The 21,986-nt window shown below is 62.4% G+C and carries 20 protein-coding genes; 18 read left to right on the top strand and 2 right to left on the bottom strand.

Annotated elements, in window-relative coordinates:
* Nucleotides 1-50: 50 nt before the first annotated feature.
* The 16 genes from pseB to AC1ROB_RS19775 all read left to right on the top strand — a co-directional run bounded on the left by pseB (nucleotide 51) and on the right by AC1ROB_RS19775 (nucleotide 16,302).
* Nucleotides 51-1,052: a UDP-N-acetylglucosamine 4,6-dehydratase (inverting) gene (pseB, locus tag AC1ROB_RS19850; RefSeq protein ID WP_492969375.1), complete on the top strand. Its 1,002-nt coding sequence runs from the start codon at nucleotides 51-53 to the stop codon at nucleotides 1,050-1,052.
* A gap of 46 nt (nucleotides 1,053-1,098) precedes the next feature.
* Nucleotides 1,099-2,025 (top strand): class I SAM-dependent methyltransferase, encoded by a 927-nt coding sequence (locus AC1ROB_RS19845; RefSeq protein WP_492969376.1) that lies wholly within the window; start codon nucleotides 1,099-1,101, stop codon nucleotides 2,023-2,025.
* Between the two features lie 95 nt (nucleotides 2,026-2,120).
* Complete coding sequence (locus AC1ROB_RS19840; protein WP_492969377.1) at nucleotides 2,121-3,833, top strand: HAD-IIIC family phosphatase; 1,713 nt, start codon at nucleotides 2,121-2,123, stop codon at nucleotides 3,831-3,833.
* Complete coding sequence (locus tag AC1ROB_RS19835) at nucleotides 3,826-4,080, top strand: acyl carrier protein (protein WP_492969378.1); 255 nt, start codon at nucleotides 3,826-3,828, stop codon at nucleotides 4,078-4,080. The genes AC1ROB_RS19840 and AC1ROB_RS19835 overlap by 8 nt, the downstream gene beginning before the upstream one ends.
* Nucleotides 4,073-4,642, top strand: a complete 570-nt coding sequence (locus AC1ROB_RS19830) for a GNAT family N-acetyltransferase (RefSeq protein ID WP_492969379.1) — start codon at nucleotides 4,073-4,075, stop codon at nucleotides 4,640-4,642. The genes AC1ROB_RS19835 and AC1ROB_RS19830 overlap by 8 nt, the downstream gene beginning before the upstream one ends.
* A gap of 15 nt (nucleotides 4,643-4,657) precedes the next feature.
* Nucleotides 4,658-5,887 carry a UDP-4-amino-4,6-dideoxy-N-acetyl-beta-L-altrosamine transaminase gene (gene pseC / locus AC1ROB_RS19825; protein ID WP_492969380.1) on the top strand — a complete coding sequence of 410 codons (1,230 nt, stop codon included), beginning with the start codon at nucleotides 4,658-4,660 and terminating at the stop codon, nucleotides 5,885-5,887.
* The gene (locus AC1ROB_RS19820; protein ID WP_492969381.1) at nucleotides 5,884-6,876 is read left to right on the top strand and encodes a hypothetical protein; all 993 of its coding nucleotides are present in this window, start codon (nucleotides 5,884-5,886) and stop codon (nucleotides 6,874-6,876) included. The genes pseC and AC1ROB_RS19820 overlap by 4 nt, the downstream gene beginning before the upstream one ends.
* 2 nt (nucleotides 6,877-6,878) lie before the next feature.
* Nucleotides 6,879-8,720 (top strand): hypothetical protein, encoded by a 1,842-nt coding sequence (locus AC1ROB_RS19815; RefSeq protein ID WP_492969382.1) that lies wholly within the window; start codon nucleotides 6,879-6,881, stop codon nucleotides 8,718-8,720.
* On the top strand, nucleotides 8,717-9,757 hold the full coding sequence (locus tag AC1ROB_RS19810) for an N-acetylneuraminate synthase family protein (RefSeq protein WP_492969383.1): 1,041 nt from the start codon (nucleotides 8,717-8,719) through the stop codon (nucleotides 9,755-9,757). The genes AC1ROB_RS19815 and AC1ROB_RS19810 overlap by 4 nt, the downstream gene beginning before the upstream one ends.
* 8 nt (nucleotides 9,758-9,765) lie before the next feature.
* The gene (locus AC1ROB_RS19805) at nucleotides 9,766-10,815 is read left to right on the top strand and encodes an ATP-grasp domain-containing protein (protein WP_492969384.1); all 1,050 of its coding nucleotides are present in this window, start codon (nucleotides 9,766-9,768) and stop codon (nucleotides 10,813-10,815) included.
* A complete protein-coding gene (locus AC1ROB_RS19800) occupies nucleotides 10,815-11,504 on the top strand; it encodes a cytidylyltransferase domain-containing protein (protein WP_492969385.1) in 690 nt (229 codons plus the stop codon). The genes AC1ROB_RS19805 and AC1ROB_RS19800 overlap by 1 nt, the downstream gene beginning before the upstream one ends.
* 15 nt (nucleotides 11,505-11,519) lie before the next feature.
* Complete coding sequence (locus AC1ROB_RS19795; RefSeq protein WP_492969386.1) at nucleotides 11,520-12,812, top strand: aminotransferase class III-fold pyridoxal phosphate-dependent enzyme; 1,293 nt, start codon at nucleotides 11,520-11,522, stop codon at nucleotides 12,810-12,812.
* Nucleotides 12,809-13,282 carry a GNAT family N-acetyltransferase gene (locus AC1ROB_RS19790; RefSeq protein ID WP_492969387.1) on the top strand — a complete coding sequence of 158 codons (474 nt, stop codon included), beginning with the start codon at nucleotides 12,809-12,811 and terminating at the stop codon, nucleotides 13,280-13,282. Before AC1ROB_RS19795 ends, AC1ROB_RS19790 begins: the two co-directional genes overlap by 4 nt.
* Entirely contained in the window at nucleotides 13,279-13,959 is a 681-nt protein-coding gene (locus AC1ROB_RS19785) for a PIG-L deacetylase family protein (protein ID WP_492969388.1), read from the top strand. Before AC1ROB_RS19790 ends, AC1ROB_RS19785 begins: the two co-directional genes overlap by 4 nt.
* A gap of 16 nt (nucleotides 13,960-13,975) precedes the next feature.
* Nucleotides 13,976-15,064, top strand: a complete 1,089-nt coding sequence (gene wecB / locus AC1ROB_RS19780) for a non-hydrolyzing UDP-N-acetylglucosamine 2-epimerase (protein WP_492969389.1) — start codon at nucleotides 13,976-13,978, stop codon at nucleotides 15,062-15,064.
* On the top strand, nucleotides 15,061-16,302 hold the full coding sequence (locus AC1ROB_RS19775; protein WP_492969390.1) for a glycosyltransferase: 1,242 nt from the start codon (nucleotides 15,061-15,063) through the stop codon (nucleotides 16,300-16,302). The genes wecB and AC1ROB_RS19775 overlap by 4 nt, the downstream gene beginning before the upstream one ends.
* Before the next feature lie 4 nt (nucleotides 16,303-16,306).
* Here AC1ROB_RS19775 and AC1ROB_RS19770 read toward each other — a convergent pair whose 3' ends face one another.
* Nucleotides 16,307-17,437, bottom strand: coding sequence for a DegT/DnrJ/EryC1/StrS family aminotransferase (locus AC1ROB_RS19770; protein WP_492969391.1), 1,131 nt, complete (start codon nucleotides 17,435-17,437; stop codon nucleotides 16,307-16,309).
* Nucleotides 17,438-17,641: 204 nt separating this feature from the next.
* Between AC1ROB_RS19770 and AC1ROB_RS19765 the strand changes: the two genes are divergently transcribed.
* Together AC1ROB_RS19765 and asnB are read left to right on the top strand one after the other, a co-directional pair.
* Nucleotides 17,642-18,709, top strand: a complete 1,068-nt coding sequence (locus AC1ROB_RS19765; protein WP_492969392.1) for a glycosyltransferase — start codon at nucleotides 17,642-17,644, stop codon at nucleotides 18,707-18,709.
* Between the two features lie 6 nt (nucleotides 18,710-18,715).
* A complete protein-coding gene (gene asnB, locus AC1ROB_RS19760; protein WP_492969393.1) occupies nucleotides 18,716-20,599 on the top strand; it encodes an asparagine synthase (glutamine-hydrolyzing) in 1,884 nt (627 codons plus the stop codon).
* Here asnB and rimO read toward each other — a convergent pair.
* Nucleotides 20,596-21,933, bottom strand: a complete 1,338-nt coding sequence (gene rimO, locus AC1ROB_RS19755; protein WP_492969394.1) for a 30S ribosomal protein S12 methylthiotransferase RimO — start codon at nucleotides 21,931-21,933, stop codon at nucleotides 20,596-20,598. The two genes, asnB and rimO, sit on opposite strands and share 4 nt — an antisense overlap.
* Nucleotides 21,934-21,986 lie beyond the last annotated feature (53 nt).

Raw genomic sequence — 21,986 nt, 5'->3', positions numbered from 1 at the left:
GAGGAGCGGATGCCGGTGAGTTTAGACCGTATAGCAGCAGGTTAGAAAAGATGGACGAGACCTTGTTTAATGATAAGGCAATACTGGTTACGGGCGGAACGGGCTCTTTTGGGCAGAAGTTCGTTTCCACAGTGCTGGAGAAGTACAAGCCGCGCCGCCTGATCGTCTTCAGCCGCGACGAGCTGAAGCAGTATGAGATGGCCCAGCATCTGTCTCCGTCCGATCATCCCAGCCTGCGGTATTTCATCGGCGATGTGCGTGATGCGGGACGCCTGGAGATGGCGATGCGCGATGTCGATATCGTCGTGCATGCTGCCGCGCTGAAGCATGTGATGGTTGCGGAATACAATCCGTTTGAATGCATACGCACAAATGTGATTGGTGCGGAAAATGTCGTGAATGCCGCCATGAAGTCGGGTGTGCAGCGGGTCATCGCATTGTCCACCGATAAGGCGGTCAATCCGATCAACCTGTACGGCGCCAGCAAGCTGGCCTCGGATAAGATTTTCGTTGCGGCGAACAATCTGAGCAGCGGCGTCAAAACCCGGTTTTCTGTTGTGCGCTACGGAAATGTCCTGGGATCGCGCGGCAGTGTCATCCCATATTTCCGGAAGCTGATTGCGGAGAAGGCGGAGTTCCTGCCGATCACGGATGCACAGATGACACGGTTCTGGATTGCTCTGACCGATGGCGTGAATTTTGTGCTTTCCCGCTTGCAGGATATGCATGGCGGCGAAATCTTTATTCCGAAGATCCGCAGTATGCGTGTCACAGATCTTGCCACGGCCATGGCGCCCGACATGCCGCAGCGCGTGATCGGCATCCGGCCCGGAGAGAAACTGCATGAATTGCTGATCTCCAAGGATGACGCCAGGATGACCTGGGAGACGGATGATCGATACCTCATCGAGCCAACCCTGAACCAGTTCACCAGGAAAGCCCTGTTTGGCAACGAGTTCCGCAAGGCGAATCCCGAATTTGAATACGCCAGCAACAGCAACAATGATTGGCTGACGATCTCGGAACTGCGCGATCTGCTCGCCACGGTGTGAAGCGCACCCCTTTTCCACACTGGCGGATATGCAGGATATGGCAAGCATGACAACATCAACTGCGGCACGGCTGGAACTTCTGCTGAAGGCCTTCGCCGACCGCAATCCCATGGGCTGGAGATCGGTTGAGACAAACCGGGCCGGTAATACGGCGCTGTTCGATGAACTGGGCGGCAAGATGTCGTCTTGGGCGGAAGCGGTGCTGGGGGATAGCTGGGCCACAACCCTGATTGATGGCTATAAATTCTTTACGACCAACGTCAATCGCCACCAGTTGCTCTACGAAGGTGCCGGGCGTTATCGCCACAGCAATTACCAGGAAGTCTATGAGGCGACATACAGTCAGGCCGACTTTATGAATGCCTATCATTGGGGCGTCTACCTCACGACCTTCTTCTGGGGGCATCACCTGAAGCTGTATGGCTTTTTCCGTGACCAGTTTCTGGCTCGCCTGCAGCCGGAAGATCGCCATATTCTGGAGCTTGGTTCGGGATCTGGTATCTGGGGCTTCCTGGCGGTCGACGGGCAGCCCAGGCTTTCGGTGTCCGGTCTTGATATCAGCGAAACCTCCGTTGCCCTGGCGCGCCAAATGGCCTCTGCCATTGGGCTGGCCGATCGCGCTTCATATACGACGGCGGATGCTTTGCGTGCAGCGCTGCCCGAGCCGGCCGACGCCTGCATCAGTTGTTTCCTCGCAGAGCATCTGGAGCAGCCACAGGACCTGTTCGAGAGCATCGCCCGTAACACGAAAAGCGGTGGCTTGGTGTTCGTGACCTTGGCGCTGACGGCGGCGGAAGTCGATCATATCTACGAATATAAGCGCGAATCCGAACCAATCCTGATGGCCGAGCGTGCCGGGTTGCGTCTGGTGGCGGCCAATTCGGCCGCTCCGGAAGGTTTCCCGCTGGAGCGGAAATACCTGCCGCGGTCCATGGCGATGGTTCTGCAAAAGCGTCGTGGCGATATCTGGTAATCGGTCCCGTCATGCAGGCTATGCCAACTCTCCCTGAGATCGAGGACGTACTCGCCGCTGCGCCCGCCACGAGGCGGCCGCGTCTTAGCCTAGCCGTGCTGCGTTCGATCACGGTGGAGGGCATCGAGCCTTATTTGAAATACCTTGGCCTCCAGGCGGGCTTTCAAACCGAGGTTCGCTTCGGTGGGTTCGACACGGTCATCCAGGAGGCGATAGCCCCGCAGTCCGATATCCTGACGAAAGAGCTGGATGCAGTTCTTGTTTTCATGCCGGTGGCTGCGGTTTCGCCGCTGATTGCCCGGGGGCTTGCGGCTGGGAAGCCTGAAGAGATCGAAGCGGAGCTCGACAGGCTTTCGGATATCTTCCGTATTGTTGTGGCCGGGATTCGGGAAAAGACCAGTGCCCTTGTCCTCTGGCAGGGTTTCGAGGGGCCGCTGACTCCCAGTTTCGGCGCCGTCGATCCGGCCCTGGAGCATGGGCAGGCCGAGGTCGTTGCCCGTCTGAATGGCCGGTTGCATGCCGTTTTGCGCGAAGCGCAGGATGCTTTTGCCGTCGATCTTGACCTCTGCCTGCGTCGCGTCGGCGCTGCAGACTTTTACGATCCTCGGTACAGGCTCATCGCGCGTGCGCCATACAAAACGCGCGGCCTGTTTGAAATTGCAGTGGAGAATTTCAAATTCATCCGCGCGGCCAAGGGCCTCAACAAGAAGTGCCTTGTTCTGGATTGCGACAACACCCTCTGGGGCGGCATTGTTGGCGAGGATGGTCTGGCAGGTATCAAGATCGGCCAGGATTATCCTGGCTCGGCTTTTGCCGACCTGCAGAATGAAGTCGTCAATCTGTACCATCGCGGCATCATACTTTGCCTGTGCAGCAAGAATAACGAGGCCGACGTCTGGGAGGTTTTGAGTGACCACCCGGATATGCTGCTGCGGCCACACCACATCGCCGCCTCCCGCATCAACTGGTCGAATAAGGCGGAGAATCTGAAGGCACTGGCTGTCGAACTAAATATCGGTCTCGATAGCATGGTGTTCATGGATGACAGTGATTTCGAAATTAATCTGGTCCGGGAAAGCCTGCCTGACGTGGCGGTCATCCAGTTGCCCAAGGGCCGTCCCGCCGATTTCGCCGGCACTCTGGCGAATTGCGGCCTGTTTGACTCGTTGCGTATCACGGCTGAAGACCGCAAACGCGGTGAAATGTACAAAGTCGATGCCGAACGCAAGCGGGTTAAGGCTGATTCTGTCGGGCTGGGAGATTATCTTCGCGGCCTGCAGATGCAGCTTGAGTTCGGATATGCCGATGCGCAGACCTATGCGCGGATCGCGCAGCAGACCCAGAAAACCAACCAGTTCAACCTGACGACGCGGCGGTATAACGAAGCCGATATTGTGACTTACTCCCAGTCGAACCGGCATGACGTCATATGGCTGCGGGTGGCCGATAAATTCGGCGACCTGGGCGTGGTGGGCACGGCCATTCTTGCCTATGAGGGTGCTGCGGCGCAAATCGATACGCTGCTCATGTCATGTCGCGCGCTTGGCCGTGGCATAGAAGCGGCTTTTCTGGATGAACTGCTGCGTGTTGCACAACTACGCGGGGCGAGCAGTGTCGAGGGTGAGTATATACCCACGGCCAAGAACAAGCAGGTCGAAAGCTTCTATCCTGCCAATGGCTTTTCGGAACTGGGGCGTGATGCGGCGGGCGTTTCCCGGTTTTCGCGCAGCCTTTCCGGCTATGAATATCGGCGCGACAATACTTTTTCCATGATCAGGAATGCAGGCGAGGACAGCGTCAATGAGTGACCAGAAAATCGGACCGCAGGTCTATGAGCTTATTGCCAGCATCATGCGGGTTCCAACGGACAGTGTGACGTCGGATGCGTCGCCGAAGACGATCCCGCAATGGGATTCTCTGAAGCACATGACCCTGATTCTGGCAGCAGAGGAAAAGTTCAAGGTCGCTTTCAGCGACGAAGACATCGTTGGCATCGACGATGCGGTCAGCCTGATTGCTGCGCTGGAGGCCAAGAGGGGGGGCTGGCATGTATAATCCCTATGCCATTGGCCGGCGGGTTTACCTGCGACATCCGACAGAACAGGATGCCGAAGGTCGCTGGCACGAATGGTTCAGCGACGAAGAGACCGCACTATGGATCGGGTCTCATCATTTTCCCAATTCGGTGGATCGCCAGCGTGAATTTTACCGGTCGATAGCCAATTCGAAGGATCGTGTGGTTCTGTCGATCATCGACAAGGAAACCGAGCGCCATATTGGGGTTTGCAATCTGAATGGTATCAATTGGGTGCATCGGTATGCCGATCTGGCCATTGTGATGGGTGAGCCGGAATTCCGCAGCGGCCCTCATGTCATAGATGCGTTTTCCACTCTGATCCGGGTTGCGTTCATGCGCCTCAACCTTCGGATTGTGAAGGGTGGCTACATGGCCTGCAACGAGGCTTCGAAGGCCATTCTCGACCTTCTGCGGTTCCAGGAAGTCGGTCGGATCAAGGATATGTACTGGGTCAACGAGGCATATACAGATGCTGTTTCGGTTGCCCTGCGCCAGGAAGACTGGCTGAAGCGCAATCCCGGTGCCAGTGATGCCGGTTGACGGGGAGCGCGCCTGATGACGGATGCGCCGGTTAAGCCCATGCTGCCTTATGGGCGGCAGGATATAGATGACACGGACATCGCTGCGGTTGTCAGCGCGCTGAAGTCAGACTTCCTGACCACGGGTCCTGCCGTACCCGCCCTTGAAGCGGCATTGTCGAGCCGTATGGATGGCGCTCATGTGGTCGTCTGCAGCAATGGTACGGCCGCCCTCCATCTGATGGCGCTGACGCTGCCGCTACAGCCCGGCGATGTGATGGTTGTGCCGGCGATAACCTTCTTGGCCACGGCCAATGCGGCGCGTTATGTCGGGGCCGAAGTTGAATTTTCCGATGTTGACCCCGATACGGGGCTGATGACGCCGGAAAACCTGCTGCAGGCCGTGAAGCGGGCTGAGAACAGGTTTGGCAAAAAACCGCGCGTTGCCACGGTTGTGCATATGGGCGGTCAATGCGGTGACTTGCCGGAACTCGCGGCGACAGCAGGCGGCCTGAATATCGACCTGATGGAAGATGCCGCGCATGCCGTCGGGACGCGATACGCCGTCGGCAATGACTGGATTCCGGTCGGGGCCTGCCGGCATTCAACGATGACGAGTTTTTCCTTTCATCCAGTCAAGACCATGACAATGGGCGAGGGCGGTGCGGTGGCGACGCGCGACCCGGTTCTGGCCGAGCGACTGGCAGCGGCCCGCAATCATGGCATGCGTCGCGATCCGGCCAGCTGGAGCCCGGACAGCCCGGGCCGTACAGCCGAGGGCGCTGGCCTGCCCTGGTATTATGAGATGCAGGAGCCAGGCTATAATTACCGGGCCACCGATATCCAGGCTGCTTTGGGGCTAAGCCAGCTTGGCCGTCTGGATCATTTCGTCAGCCGCCGCACCGCGCTGGTTGCCCGGTATCGTCGCGGATTGGCCGACCTGGCACCTGTGGTGCAGCCTGTCCGCGAACATGAAGGCTGTGATGCCGCCTGGCATTTGTTTGTGGTGCGCATCGACTTTGCAGCACTGGGCCTGAGCCGTCTTGATGTCGTCCGTCGCCTGCAGGCCAGCGGGATCGGCACGCAGGTGCATTATATCCCGCTGCATTGGCAGCCTTATTACAGCGGCCGGTATGGTGAGATCAGCCTGCCTGGCGCCGAATCCTATTATGCCCAGGCATTGTCGCTGCCGCTGTTCTCGGCAATGTCGGAATCCGATGTTGATCGGGTCATCGAGGCGCTGACGAATATTGTACGTCGGGGATGATCGAGCGCTGGTATTTCCGGGTCGCTTCGGCTGCGAGTTGGGGCGCAGGCCATATGGCCCGCTGCCTGCCTCTGGCGCGCGCAATGCGGCATGCTATGCCAAATGCGGAAATCCATTTTCTGCTTGATCACGATGCACTCGGCTGGCGGGAAATTCTTGTGTCAGAAGGCTTCCCTGTTGCTGACACGATCCCGGCGCAAGGTCTGTTTGGCCTGATTCTGGATCACCCAGAGCCGGATGAAGCGGTTTTCCCGAATGCCGCGATGGTTGCTTTTATTGACGATGACGGCAGCGGCTTTCGCGCGGCAGACCTGATTATTCACCCTCACCCCGGGCGCACCGATAATGTCATTATGGGTATTCCGGCATTATGCGGTGCACCGTATGTCCTGATCGACTCCGCCTGGCGGGATTTGCGGAATGACCGGGCGCCGCGTCCCGTTGCATCGATCCTCGTTGCCTTCGGCATGGTCGACAGTGTCAACGCCGCGGGAGCTGTCCTGTCGGCGCTGCAGGACTCCGGTGGCCCTCTGCCGCATATCGATATTGCGATCGGCGCCGCTGCGCTGCATCGGCAGCAGATTGAGGATTGGGTAAGCGGGCAGGGTCATTCCGCCCTGCATATCGGATCATCAGACATTCGGGCGTTGGTTTCGCAGGCTGACATCGTGATCGGCGCCTGCGGGGTCAGTCTGCTGGAGCGGCTGGCGGCCGGTGCGGTCAATCTGGTTGTCTCGCAAAATGCGACGCAGGCCCGGCTTGCGCAGAATCTGATGGCGCATGACGCGATTGTCATGGGCGGTACGATGCCCGATTTTGACCGCCGGGCTTTCCTCACGGCATATCGGGAGCTTTGCGCTTCGCCGCATCTGAGGGAAAAACTCTCGGCGGCAGGCAGAAATCTGGTCGACGGTCTGGGGCCTGCGCGGGTCGCCAGCCACCTTGCGAAGCTGTCGAGCGACGCATCAAACACACCCCGGGCAAACTGAGTATGGATCTGTCACAGTACAAGGTCGTGTTCTGCGACAGCCTGGAAGCCCTGGATGCGGCGCAGCGCGACGGCCTGTCGGCCAATGCGCATATCCTGTCGAGCTCACCCGCCGTTCTGACCGGGCTTCAGGCCGCGGAAGATGTGGATGCCCGGATTCCGCATGATGTCACGGAGGCATTCATCCGGCGCGTCGGGCAGTATACCTCTTCTCTTTTCTCGGCTCTTTCTGAATCCGCGGAGCTTCGTGAGGCAGCGATTGCGGGCGCGTATGGCGCATTTATGGGGCATATGTTCCTGCATAAGGCTCTGATGGTAACGGGTGAGGATCTGACCGAGCCGCGGCTGGTGCTGCAGCCCGTTACCGGTACCGCAAAGGTTGATCGCGACCTGCAGTCGCCCTGGCCGGATTTCCTGAAAGCGAATCCGCTCCTGAAGACGGTCGACATCAAAGTCCAGCTCCCCTCGCATGGAACATCCTTTGGTGGGAAAGCTCCCAGCCTTGGCTGGCATATGAGGAATTTGCGGCTGAACCGGATCGCCTATCGGGTCCTGGCGGCCATCGGGCCGCGCCTGCCTGCAAGCTGGCGGCTCAAGCCGGACGTTCTGGTTCTCCGGGACAGCAATGAGTTGGTCAAGGATGCCGCCGTTGCGCTGGCGGTGAAGGGTCACAGGATCATTCCGCTGAAGCTGCCGCTTGGCAACAGCCGCGCCCTGACAGAGCCGCAGCACAAGTTTCTGAAAGCCGCCGTCCGGAGTGCTTTCGATCGTCATTACAAGGAATTCTTCCTGCCAGCGCTGCATGACCAGCTTGTCGAGAGACTGGTGGCATCCTCTCAAAGCCAGATGGAATCCTCTCGGGGCTTGCAGAAACAGGCAGCCAGCCGGCTGGAGACGTATAAATCCGATGGTTCTGAACCCCGGGCGATGATTTTGCATGGCGCGCCCATGACCGCGGGTGGGGCCGGCCTGCACGCTGCCGCTCGGACTCTCGGCATCCCGATGTTTGGTTTCCAGCACGGAGTGCGTCGTGAAATTGCCAACTGGCCGATCGATGCCAGCGTCATCAACGAAAATAACTACTGCGACGCGATGCTGACCTTCAACGGAGTCGCGGCCCGGGTGAGCCGTGAGGGCAACGCGTTTTCGTCATCACCGGCCTATACCGTTGGCCTGCCCAGTGACTACTGGCGTTTATCGCGTCTCGCCATGACGCCGGCTGTCCAGCCCCTGCTTTACGTTTCGACCCTGTTGTATCGCGGCATACGGCAGATATCGACAACGGCACTCACGGATCTTGAACGGGGCGAGCGCGAGATCGCCATCATTTCCAGGGTTCTTTCCAGGCTCCCGCATCAGGTGCTCTACAAGCCATACCCTTCGCTCCGGTATGCTGACCTTGATCCGGCCTTGGCCGCAGCCGGCCGGGCGGATAATGTCGATGTCTTTCTGGATGAGTTCGACCTGAGGTTCATGGTGCGCCGGCACAGGATCGTGGTCACGGGTGGCGCGACCAGTACCGTCGGATGGTGCGCATTATCCGGCCTGCCACTGGTCTTTATCGACGACCCGGCGGCACAGCCGCTCAGTTCGGAAGCGCGGCAGATGTTCGACGACGCGTTTTTCCGCTTTGATGCCGCGGCGCCGGATTTCCATGACAGGCTCAAGGATTTTCTCTCCCTGCCGATAGAGCAGATCGAAGCGGCGGCGCGTGCGAAATCTGCTGCGCGCGCGCGAGTCGTGCAGGAGCTGTTCGGTGCGGCTGCAAGCCCGGGGCGTGCGGCGCGCGAGGCCATCCTCGGCCACTTGCAGCGCAACTTGAAGGAAGAGGGGCTTACCCCATGACGAAAACATGGAATGGGGTGATCGAATTTGGCGGGCGGCGCATAGGCAGCGGATCGCCCACTTTCGTGATTGCAGAGATCGGGATCAACCACGAGGGCGATGTCGCCGCCTGTCTGGATATGGTGGATGCCGCAGCCAAATGCGGTGTTGACGCGATCAAGCTGCAAAGCGTGAATGCAGACGAAAGCTACGTGCAGGGCACGGAAAGCCACAAGATATTCTCGGCGGCGGCTCTCACCCCTGAGGAAACCGGCCGCGTATTCGAGCGCGCCCAGAAGCTTGGCATGGAGGCTTTCACGACGGTTGGCGATCTGCCGACCCTGGAATGGGTGCAGCGCCTTAATCCGCCCGGCTACAAGATTTCTTCCGGATTGCTGTCTGCCGGCCCAATCCTGCGGGCGGTAGCCGGCCTGCAAAAGCCGCTGTTGATGTCGACCGGGATGTCCGAGGCCGGCGAAGTCGACGCTGCCGTTGCACTGGCGAAATCCGCAGGCGCAACAGGAATCGGCCTGTTCCAGTGTACGTCGATTTACCCGGCTCCGGCAGAGACTTTGGATCTCCGTGTCATCGGCACGTACCAGCAGAAATACGGCATTCCGGTGGGCTATTCCGATCACTGCCTCGGCATCGATGCCTGTGCTTTTGCCGTTGCGGCCGGCGCCGACATGCTGGAAAAGCATTTCACCCTGGATGTCAGCCGTCCGGGTTTCGACCACCGCATCTCTCTTGATGTGGCCGACATGACGGAAATGGTGCGCAAGGTGCGTCTGGCCGAAGCCATGCTGGGACATGCCGCCAAGAGCTTGCATCCGCTTGAGCGGAAGACCAGGGAATTCGGACGTCGCTGCCTTGTCGCGCGCCGGGACATCCAGTCTGGCGAAGTGTTGTCGGCAGATAATGTGGCGGTCAAACGCCCGCTGCCCGGCAATCGCGGCCTGGATCCGGCCTTCTACGATGCAGCTATAGGGAAAAGGGCGCGAACGACGCTGAAGCGCGATCAGGTTCTGTCTGCCGCCGATGTTGAAGGACTGGATTGAGTATTCCGATGTCGCCCACACCCATCAGACTTCTGTTGACCTGTGCCGGAGGGGCAACGATTCCCTTCCTCGCGGCCGCGCTGGCCTCGTCGAAGATTCTGAAAGTGACGGTGTTCGGCTGTGACTCAAGCCGCGCGGTCGGAGACAAAGCTGGTTTGCCCGACGTACATCTCGTTCCGGCCGGCAGCGATCCGGGTTACGCGTCCGTTTTGCTCGCGCTGGCGCAGCGGTTGGCCATCGACATCATCTGGCCCGGGTCGGATGAAGAAGCCATGGCGCTGGCGGCCGCCCGGTCAACATTCGATGCGGCCGGCATCCGCCTCCTGGTCAGCGATGAGCAGTGCCTGCGCCTGCTGACCAATAAGGCGGATGTCTACAAGCGTCTTGCAGCGGCAGAGATACCGTGCCCGGACTATACGGTGGTGCATGGCGCGGATGACCTGCAGAAGGCGCTGTCTTTCTATGAATTTCCGCGCAGCGCTGTCGTGGTTAAGCCGGTATCCGGCCGCGGTGGCCGTGGCGTTATTGTTCTGCCCGGCAATGCCAGCGTCGAGCCGTGGATCGGCAGCGGCGCGCGCGAAGCGCGGATGTCCGGGACCCAGCTGCCGGATAGTTTTAATGCCGCCGTGTATTCGAGCGGCCTGATGGTCATGCCGATCATGGGTGGGCCGGTTTACGATGCCGATGTTTGTGCCATCCGTGGTCGGCCGATCGGCATCTCCGTTCGCAAACGTTATAATCCGACCGGTATTCCCTATACGGGAAACCTGGTGTTTCGTGACGCGGCGCTGGAGCAGTTCTGCGGCAGGATTGCCGCAGCGCTGAATCTCGATGCCCTGCACGACTACGACCTGATGACCGATCGGAATGGGAATATCAGGTTGCTTGAGGTCAATCCGCGACCCAGCGGCAGTTTCATATCGACGGTTGCGGCCGGATCGAATCTGGCCGAAGTTGCCATTGCGGCAAAGCTGGATATGGAAATACCTTACCGGCCCGTGGATGGCGCGGTCGATGTGTCGCTGGAGGCTGGCGCCTTGCGGGTGCGGGCGGCCTGATGAGAGCTGTTGCCATTATCCAGGCGCGGATGACGTCGACCCGGCTGCCGGGCAAGGTTCTGGCTGAGATTGGCGGCAGGCCCAGTCTGCAGGTCATGATCGAGCGCATCCGGCCGACACAGGGTCTGACCGAGATTGCTGTTGCAGCAACCGTGCTGCCGCCGGACGACGCCATCGAAAGCCTGTGCCGCGATATGGGAATCCGGTGCTTCCGCGGCGATGAGCAGGATGTGCTGGGCCGCTATGTTGCCGCGGCGGCGGCTTTCTCTGCCGACATCGTGGTGCGGCTGACGGCCGATTGTCCCATGCATGATCCCGCCGTGATCGAGCAGGCGCTGCAGCTTTTTGCCAAAGGCGGCTACGATCATGTCTCCAATGCAGTGCAGCGGACCTATCCTGATGGCCTCGATGTGGAAGTGATGAGCCGGGCTGCGCTGGAACGGGCCGGTCGCGAAGCCAGTCATCCCTTCCTGCGCGAACATGTGACCACCTATATCCGCTGCAGCAAGCCGGAACTGGGCTGTGGCCAGTTCTCGCTCGGTCATATCCTGAACGACAGCGACCAGTCGGCCATGCGCTGGACGGTCGATCGCCAGGAAGACCTGGATCGCGTGCGCCGTTTCTTCGCCGGCCTGCCGCAAGGATTTTCCTGGCGCGAGGCGGCCAGACGCAATGATGAATTCTCCTGAGGCACCGAGGTAATCATGCCCCGTAATTACGAAAAGTCGCTGGCGTTATACGAACGCGCGACCCGCACCATTCCGATGGGCACACAGACTCTCTCGAAAGCCTCGATCTCGCTGGTGAAAGGCGCGGGCCCGCTGTTCCTGCAGTCGGGCAAGGGCGCCCATGTCACTGATGTGGATGGCAATGTTTTCGTCGACTACATTCTCGGTCTGCTGCCGGTCGTCATTGGCTATGCGGATGAAACGGTCAATCAGGCCGTGATCGGGCAGGTGGAGCGCGGGGCATCCTTCTCGCTGGCCACGCCGCTGGAAGCCGAGCTGTCGGAACGGCTGGTCCGGCTGATTCCGGGCGCCGATATGGTGCGTTTCGGCAAGAACGGTTCCGATGTCACCACGGCGGCGATCCGGCTGGCCCGCGCCCATACCGGCCGCGAGGAAGTCGCCATGATGGGCTATCATGGCTGGCATGACTGGTATATCGGCACCACGGCGCGCGATGCCGGCGTGCCGGCCGCCATCAAGGCGCTCTCGCATGCACTGCCGTTCAACGATGCGGATGCCCTGGAAGACCTGCTGCGCAAGCGCGGCGACAGGATTGCCGCGCTTATCCTGGAGCCTTCGAGCAAGACGCCGCCGCTGCCCGGTTTCCTGCAGAAGGTCCGGGCCCTGACCGAACAGTATGGCGTGATCCTGGTCTTCGATGAGATCATCACCGGCTTCCGGATCGCCATGGGCGGCGCCCAGGCCTATTACGGCGTCACGCCGGACCTGTCGTGTTTTGGCAAGGCTATGGCAAACGGCCTGCCGCTGTCGGCGCTGGTCGGCCGGGCCGATATCATGCGGGGCCTGGACCGGATCTTCTTCTCCACGACATTCGGCGGCGAGGCGTTGTCGCTGGCCGCGGCCATTGCCACGATCGACAAGCTGGAAGCCACCGATGGGCCGACGCGGCTTTGGCGCCTGGGTGAGCGGTTGATCGCCGGTGCCAACGCGCTGATGGATCGCTATGGCCTGGGCAACCAGATCCGGTTCGAAGGCGAAGGCTGGTGGCCGCGATTGGCGCTGCATCCGGAAGGGGCGGTCGATGCCGGTCTGCTTGGCGGGCTGCTGCGCCAGGAACTCGCCGAGCGCGGCATATTGCTGGCGTCGAGTTTCAATCTCTGCCTGGCCCATGATACGCCGGCGGTGGAAGCCGAAACGATGACGGCCTTTGCTGCTGCGGGCGAGACGCTGCGCGCGGCCCTGGCCAGCAGCGACCCGCGGCAGTTCCTGCGCGGCGAACTGGTCGCCCCCGGCTTCTCGGTGCGATGACAATTCGGCTTCGGCCTGCCGGCAGTGCCGATGCCGCGCAGCTGTTCGACTGGGTCAACAGGCCCGACTCGCTGGCCGGCAAGCGGCATACGACGGCGGCCATTCCGTGGGACATCCATGTTGCCTGGCTGACACGCCAGCTTCAGGATCCGGCTTCCGGACTGTGGATCGTCGAACAGGATGGCGTGGCCGTGGGCCAGGTGCGCCTAGGCAATACGCCCAGCGGTCGACGATTGGTTGATATCTATGTCGTGGCGGCGGCCCGTCGCAACGGTCTGGCCTCGGCCGCGCTTCGGCTGGCCCTGCAACAGGCTGCAGCCCGCTGGCCGGGGCAACCGGTCCATGCCGAGGTGATGGCGGATAACCAGCCGTCCCACCGTCTGTTCCGGCATCTAGGTTTCGCGCCGGCTGGTGGCGACGATACATACATGCTTTACGAATTCACACCGCAAGGCGGAGACAGACCATGACCCAGGGCAGGCCCCGCCGCGTAGCGGTGATCGCGGCGCATCCGGATGACGAAGTGTTGGGCTTTGGCGGCGCCATTGCGCGGCATGCCGATGAAGGAGCCGAAGTGCGGATTCTGATCCTCGCCACCGGCCTGGCATCGCGCGGCCCTGCTGCGGCCGATGCGCTGGCCGCGCTGCAGGATCACGGGCGTCGGGCCGCCGCTATCCTGGGCGCCGGCATCGAGTTTGCCGACTTCCCCGACAACCGCATGGATTCCGTGCCGCTGCTGGATGTGGCGCAGCGTGTGGAAGCCTTCCTTGCCGGCTTTGCGGCCGAGCAGGTCTATACACACCATGCCGGCGACCTCAATGTCGATCATCGCATCACCCAGGCCGCCGTACTGACAGCCTGCCGGCCGTTGCCCGGTGCCGTCACGCGGACCCTGCTGGCTGGGGAGGTGAACTCGGCGACCGACTGGGCTGGCCCCAACGCCGCCCCCTTCATGCCGACCGAGTATCTCGATATCGGTACGACGCTGGACCGCAAGCTGGCCGCCATGGCCTGCTATGCGGGCGAGCTGCGCGACTGGCCGCATGCCCGTTCGCTGGATGCCATCTGCGCCCAGGCCCGTTTCCGCGGTGCCCAGGCTGGCCTGCCGGCCGCCGAGGCCTTTATCACCCTGCGTCGTCTGGCCTGATTCTGTGGCGGGAGCAATGACACATATCGTTACCGTGGTCGGCGCGCGGCCGCAATTCGTCAAGGCCGCAACCCTCTCGCGCCGCCTGCGTGCTGCTGATATGGGGGGATTGCGGGAAACCATCATCCATACCGGCCAGCATTACGACGATGCGATGTCCGGCAGTTTTTTCCGCGATCTGGGCATTCCGGCACCGGCTTTGAATCTGGATGTCGGCAGCGGCTCTCATGGCGCGCAGACCGGTGCTATCATGGCCAGCCTGGAGGCGGCTCTGCCCGATCTGGCGCCGGACCTGATTCTGGTTTATGGCGACACCAACTCCACCCTGGCGGCGGCACTGGTTGCCGCCAAGGCCGGTATTGCGCTGGCCCATGTCGAGGCGGGTCTGCGCAGCTTCCGCCGGGCCATGCCGGAAGAGATCAATCGCGTCGTGACCGATCGCCTGTCCGATCTGCTGTTCTGCCCGTCGCAGGGTGCGGCAGACCAGCTGCGGCGCGAAGGCCGCGATCAGGGCGTGCATGTCTGCGGCGATGTCATGTATGACAGCTTCCTCTACTATCGCGACCACGCGGATGCGCAGGCGGCAACGGCAAAGCACGGTTTGTCCGGGCGACCTTTCATTCTGGTCACGCTGCACCGCGCCGAGAATACCGACGATCCGGCGCGGCTGGCCTTCCTGTTCGCGGCATTGAGCCGTGTTGCTCAAACCATGCCGGTGCTGCTGCCGCTCCATCCGCGCACACGCCAGGCCATTGCCCGTCTCGATATCCGCCCCGGTCCGGGTATCCGGATCACCGACCCGCTGCCCTATGCCGAAACCATCGGCCTGGTCAGTGCCGCTGCGGCGGTGGCGACGGATAGCGGCGGCTTGCAGAAAGAAGCCTTCTTCGGTGCAACGCCCTGCATCACGCTGCGCGATGAAACCGAATGGGTCGAAACCGTCGCGGCAGGCTGGAATCGCCTGATGCCCAAGGGTGACGAGGCTCTGGTGGCAGACAGCATCCTGCAGGCGGCGGCCGAGCGGCCTGCGGCGTCCCCGCCGCCGCTATTCGGTCGCGGCGATGCTGCCGGCGAAATTCTGGCCGTGCTGAAACAAGCCCGATGAAAGTGCTCTATGTCGCCCGGCTGTTCAGCGGCCTGGAGACCAGCCTCAGTCGCGGGGTCTGGGCGCCATCCGGCGTTCCCACCATTTTCAAGATCATCGAGGAACTGGCGCGGACGGCAAAGCCGCTGCGCCTGATCCTTGCCCGCAAGCCCGGGCATGGCAGCTGGCAGCGCCGGGACGATACCGATCTGGCCTGTGCCGGCCTGCCGGCCGAAGGCCGGGTGCTGGCCGGCGCGGAACGTTATCCGGCCTGGCTCGGTCGCCTGGGACGCATCCTGACCGAGGTGCGCCAGGCCTGGCTGATTCTGCGTGAAGTGCGTCAGTTCCGGCCCGACCTGATCTATATCGACCACGGCAATGCCTGGATTGCCGGTGTGCTGGCGCGCTGGGCGACGGCACCGGTTGTGTTCCGCGTCATGGGCGTCTATCCGGCCATGCGCGAAGCCCTGGTGGCACGGCGGCCGGCTGCCGTGCTGTTGCGCTGGTGCTATCGCGCGCCCTATGCCGCCGTGATCTGCACACAGGATTCCAGCGGCATCGAAACCTGGCTCGAAACGGCGTTGCATCCGGCGGTGCCGCGCCATGCGCTGGTCAATGGCGTCGATCTGCCGCCAGCCGACACGGGCAGTTCGGATCTGCCGTTCCGCAAGCCGGATGGGGCAACCACCGTAGGGTTTCTTGGCAAGCTCGAATGGAGCAAGGGCTGCGATGAGTTTCTCGCCGGCTTTCTTGATGCCTGGAAAAAAGCGCCGGGCCTGCACGCGGTTTTTATCGGCGCCGGCAGCCGTGAAGCCGATCTTCGCGCCGTTGCGCAGGCGGCCGGCGCAGCCGACTGCGTGACCTTTGTTTCCCGCGTTCCACATCCTGTGGTGCTGAAACTGCTGCGCGAGATCGACATCTATGTGTCGATGAATCGCTTCGGCAATCTCAGTGTCGCCAATCTGGAAGCCATGCGGCTGGGTCTGTGCATGGTGTTTCCGGCCGCCCAGCCGGAAACCGGCGTGGATGTCCTGACCGAACTTTACATGCCGGACAATACGGCCCTGCGCATTGCATCGGCAGCCGACAGCGCCGGCCTGAGTGCCGCGATCACCCGGTTGCATGCCAATCCGGACGAGCGTCGTCAGCGCGCAGCAGCGACGGCCAATGCGGCTGCCGCATTCATTCCCGGCTGGCGTCAGCGGATCGATGCCGAAATGGATATCATTCGCGGCGTTGCCGCCGGTCGTCAGTCCTGATCCGTCAGGCCGCGAGGCGGACAGCCGCGATGATCCGGTCTGCCACGGCATCCGGCATGAATGGGTGGAAGGGCAGGCTGAGAATGTCGCGGCTCAGCTGCTCACTGACCGGCAGCGACCCGGCACCGGCGCCAAAGGTCTCATAGGCAGGCTGCAGATGCATCGGGCGGGGATAATAGACCGCGGTCGGAATGCCGGCTGCCTTCAGCTTCGTAGCCAGCGCGTCGCGCTCGGGTGTCAGGATCGAATACTGCGCCCAGGCGCTGCGATGCCCGTCCAGGCGCCGGGGCGTCGTCACCACGCTGGCAAGACCCGCATCGTATCGCGTGGCCAGCGCCTCGCGCGCCACCAGTTCATCGGCAAAACTCGGCAGCTTGGCCAGCAGGATGGCGGCCTGCAGGGTATCCAGGCGGCCATTCACGCCAACCCGCACGATGTCGTATTTGTCATCGCCTTTCCCATGCGCGCGGATCGAGCGCAGGATATGGGCCAGGCTGTCATCGTCGGTCATGATGGCGCCGCCATCGCCGTAGCAGCCCAGCGGCTTGGCCGGAAAGAAGCTGGTCGTGGTCACTGGCGCCAGGGTGCCGACATGACGGTTGTTCTGCATCGCGCCAAAGCTCTGTGCCGCATCGGACAGCACGAACATGCCTTCGCGTTCGGCGAGCGCATTGAGCGCGGGATAATTGGCCGGCAGGCCGAACAGGTCGACGGCGATGATCGCACGCGGGCGCAGGTTGCCGGCCTGCCGGACAGTTTTCAGCGCGGCTTCCACCGAGTCTGTATCGATATTGAAGTGGCGCGGGTCGACATCGACGAAAACCGGCGTGGCGCCTAGCAGCAGCACGACTTCGGCGGTCGCGGTAAACGTGAAGGCTGGCATGAAGACCGCATCGCCCGGACCGACGCCCTTGGCCATAAGCACCATCTGCAGGGCATCGGTGCCGTTGGCGACGCCGATGACATGACGAGCGCCGCAAAAGGCCGCCAGGGCCTGCTCCAGCTCCGCAACTTCCGGACCCAGAATGTAGTTGCCATGAGCCAGGACCTGCGCAACACGGGCATCGACCAGCGGCTTCAGTTTTTCGTATTGCGCTTTCAGGTCGACGAAGGGAATGGCTTCAGGGGACGACATGGCTCACTCGTTGCGAAGCAGGGTCTTGAAAGCGCCGCGGAAGGTAGGAAATACGCTGTCAATCAGAACTGCCGGATCAAAAGGTCAGCCATTATCGATGATGCGCAGAGAGCGTCAATAGCAAGCGCAGCAGCTTTGAGCCGTGGTGTGTTTGGTGGAAGTTTGCGAGACTGCCGGCTGCATGGCTGAGCAAAGTTGCCGTCGATGATGAGGGTCGTTGCAGTTCTGCCCAGCCTTGCGGGCGGGGGTGCCGAGCGCGTCACCATCACGCTGTTGCGCAGTCTCGATCTGTCCCGTTATCGGCCGCAGCTGGTTCTGCTGCATGGCGCCGGCCCGCTGGCGGCCCTGCTGCCGGCTGACCTGCCGGTGCTGGATTTGCAGCGCCCGCGTCTGCGGCAGGCTATGCCGGCCTTGCTCGCGGCTCTGCGGCGGCTGCAACCGGATGTGACCTTCTCCAGCCTTGGCTACGTCAACCTGGCGCTGGCGGCGACCCGGTCGCTCTGGCCCGGCCGTCTGGTGCTGCGCGAAGCCAATCTGCCCAGCCTGGCCCTGCCGCAGGCGCCATGGCCGTGGATGACCAGGCAGGCTTACCGCTGGCTCTACCCACGCGCCGATCGCGTTCTGGCGACGTCCCGGCGCATGGCCGGTGAGCTGGCGGCCCTTGGCACACCGGAAGCGCGCCTCGAGATTTTGCCCAATCCTGTCGATGTCGCCGGTCTGCGGCAGTTCGCCGCGACGCCGCAGCGCCGTTCCGGCCCGGGGCGGCGCTTCGTTGCGGCCGGCCGGCTGGTGGTGCAGAAAGGCTTCGATCGCCTCATCCCGCTGCTGGGCAAGCTGCCGGATGCCCATCTCACCATTCTTGGCGACGGACCGCAGCGCGCCGCGCTTCAGGCGCTGGCGCAGCAGCATGGTGTCGCGCTCGACCTGCCCGGGTTTGTGACCGACAGTCCGGCCTGGTTTGCCGGTGCCGATGCCGTATTGCTGCCGTCCCGCTGGGAAGGCATGCCGAATGTGGCGCTGGAGGCCCTGGCCTGCGGCACGCCGGTGATCGCAACGCCGGAGTCCGGCGGCATTGCCGAGATTGCCGCAGTTGCACCGCCGGGTGCAGTGACGGTCGCGGGCTTCGACGCCGCCTTCGCAGCGGCAATGGCGGGCGCAGCGACGCGCACCGCAATCAGCCTGAGGGACAGTCTGCTGCCGCCGGCCTATGGCTCCGACGCCGTCGCCGTGCAGTTTGCCACGCTTCTCGACCACGTCATGCAGGGAGATTGATGACGGATGTGCGGCATTGCCGGCCTTGTTGATCTGAATGGCGTTGGCGCAAATGCGCGCGAACGCCTGGCGCCGGCTTTGCAGCGCATGCGCTTCCGTGGTCCCGATGGTGCTGAAACCTGGGCCGATGCGCGCTGCGCCTTCGGTCATCGCCGTCTTGCGATCATCGACCTGTCGCCGGGTGGCGTACAGCCGATGGCGCGGCATGACCGCGTCATCACCTTCAATGGCGAAATCTACAATCACGAAGCCTTGCGTCATGAGCTTGAACGGCTCGGCCATATCTTCCAGTCGCGGTCGGATACCGAGGTGTTGCTGGCAGGGTGGAAACAGTGGGGCCGCGACCTGCTGCCGCGGCTCTCTGGCATGTTTGCCTTCGCACTCTGGGATGCGGCAAAAGGCGAGCTGGTGCTGGCGCGTGACCGCTTCGGCAAGAAACCGTTGGTCTATGCCCAGACTGGCGGTCGGATCGGCTTTGCCTCCGACCTGACCGCGCTGCGCGGCATCATGGATGTTGCCGGCGATATCGATCCGCAGGCGCTGAAGCTGTATTTCGCCCTGCGCTACATTCCCGAACCCTGGACGATCCTGAAGGCCGCCCGCAAGCTGCCCATGGGTTCGCTGGCGCGCTTCAGTGCCGCCGGTCTGGTGATCGAGCGCTGGGATACCGGGGCCAGAGCCACGCGGCCGGTCTTCACAGATCGGCAGGACGCCATCGCCGCACTCCGGACGCGTTTCGATGCGGCCGTGGCCGAACGCCTGGTCTCGGATGTGCCGGTCGGCGCTTTCCTCTCTGGCGGCATCGACTCCGCCATCGTCTGCGCATCCCTGGCCAGCCAGGGCCGCAAAGTGCGCAGCTTCACCGTCGGTTTTCCCGGCGCGGCTGAGTATTACGAGGAGCGTCCGGCGGCGCGCCGCGTGGCGCAGCATCTGGGCCTCGACCATACCGAAGTCGAAATCGGCAGCGAAGATGCACGTGCTGCTGTCGAGGATGTTTTCGCCGCCTGCGACGAGCCCTTCGCCGACAGCTCGGCCCTGCCGGTCTATCTGCTGTCGCGGGAGACCCGCCGTCATGTGACCGTGGCGCTCTCGGGCGATGGCGCCGACGAGGTGTTTGCCGGCTATCGCAAGTATCAGGGTGAATTATGGGCCGGACGCTGGCAGGCGGTTCCGGCGCCGCTGCGCGGCATGGCCAGGGCGACGCTGGCTGCGCTGCCCGAAGGCAAAGGCCATCCGCTGCTTGAGCGTCTGCGGCAGGCCCGCCGGTTCATGGCCCATGCCGACAAGGCTGCCGTGGCACGGCAGGCCGGCTGGGCGGAAATGCTGGATGAACCCGCGTTATCGGGGCTGCTGATCGATGCCCCGGCGCAGCCCAGTGTCGAAAGCCTCTTCGCAGCGCTGCACGGCGCTGCTGATGGCGACGACATCAATCGCATGCTCTATGCCGAGCAGGGACTGGTGCTGAACGCCGACATGCTGCGCAAAGTCGACCTGATGAGCATGGCCAATTCTCTGGAAGTGCGCTGCCCCTTCCTCGATCGCGAGCTGACGGATATCGCGGCCGCCATACCGGGGGCCTGGAAACTGGAACCCGGCCGCGGCAAGGCGATCCTGCGCGATGCCTTCGCCGACCGGCTGCCGGCAGACGTCTTCCAGCTGCCCAAGAAAGGGTTCGAGATGCCGATTGCCGACTGGCTGAAAACCAGCCTGCGCGATCGTCTGCGCGCGGCCAGCGATCCGCAGCGCCTGAAGCGCCAGGGCCTGTTCCATGCAGCACCGGTGCAGCAATGGGTTGCCGATCTGGACAGCGGCCATCGTGATACCAGCTGGCAGCTTTGGGCCCTGATGGGCTTCCAGGCCTGGGCCGAGCGCGAGGGAATCGGTCTTTAGGAGATGGCGCTGCCGTTCAGATCGTAAGGCCCGGCCTTCTCGATCTTCACCTTAATCATGTCGCCGACCTTCACATCGGCGGCATTTTTTATTTTCACGATGCCGTCGATCTCCGGCGCATCGGCAAAGCTGCGGCCGGTGGCGGTGGTGCGCTTGGTCTCGTCGACCAGCACATCGAGGGTGCGGCCAACCAGGCGCTTGAGACGGCGCGCGCTGATCTTCTGCTGGGTTGCCATGAAGCGCTCCCAGCGCTGCTGCTTCACGTCATCGTCCACATGATCAGGCAGGTCGTTGGCGCGTGCGCCTTCGACATTCTCGTATTTGAAGCAGCCGACGCGGTCCAGCTCGGCCTCTTCCAGCCATTGCAGCAGGAATTCGAAATCGGCCTCGGTCTCGCCGGGGAAGCCGACGATGAAGGTCGAGCGGATTGACAGGTCCGGGCAGATTTCGCGCCAGCTCTTGATCCGCTGCAGCACCTTTTCCTGATTGCCCGGCCGGCGCATGCTTTTCAGCACGCGCGGCTCGGCATGCTGGAAGGGAATGTCCAGATAGGGAAGGATCTTGCCCTCCGCCATCAGCGGAATGATCTCGTCCACATGCGGATAGGGATAGACGTAATGCAGCCGCACCCAGGCGCCCAGGCTGCCCATGGCATCGGCCAGTTCGGTCAGCCGGGCTTTCACCTTGCGGTCGCGCCACTGGCTTTCGGCATGCTTGATGTCGACGCCATAGGCCGAGGTGTCCTGCGAGATCACCAGCAGTTCTTTCACGCCGGCCTTGACCAGGCGCTCGGCTTCGTAAAGCACGTCGTTCGACTGCCGGCTCGCCAGCTTGCCGCGCATGGACGGGATGATGCAGAAACTGCAACTATGATTGCAGCCTTCGGAAATCTTCAGGTAGGCATAATGCCGCGGCGTCAGTTTGATGCCCTGCGGCGGCACCAGGTCGATGAAGGGATCGTGCATCGGCGGTGCGGCGTCATGCACGGCATTGACCACGGCCTCGTATTGCTGCGGACCGGTGACGGCCAGCACATCGGGGAAGATGCCGCGGATCTTGTCGGCCTCGGCGCCCATGCAGCCGGTGACGATGACGCGGCCGTTCTCGCGCATGGCTTCACCGATGGCTTCCAGCGATTCCTGCTTGGCGCTGTCGAGGAAACCGCAGGTATTCACCAGCACCACATCGGCGGCATCGTAGGAGCCGGAGATGGCATAGCCTTCCGACCGCAGCTTGGTGATGATGCGTTCGGAATCCACCAGGGCCTTGGGGCAGCCAAGACTGACGATACCGACCTTGGGGGCGGCGACGGGGGCGGAAGCTGGTTTACTCATGGCGGCGGCTTATAAGCCCGAATCGGGCGGCTGACCAGCCTGTCCGGCGGCGG

The sequence above is a fragment of the Ferrovibrio sp. GW821-FHT12F09 genome, from assembly GCF_058806775.1.
This window is presented reverse-complemented; position numbering and strand designations above follow the sequence as displayed.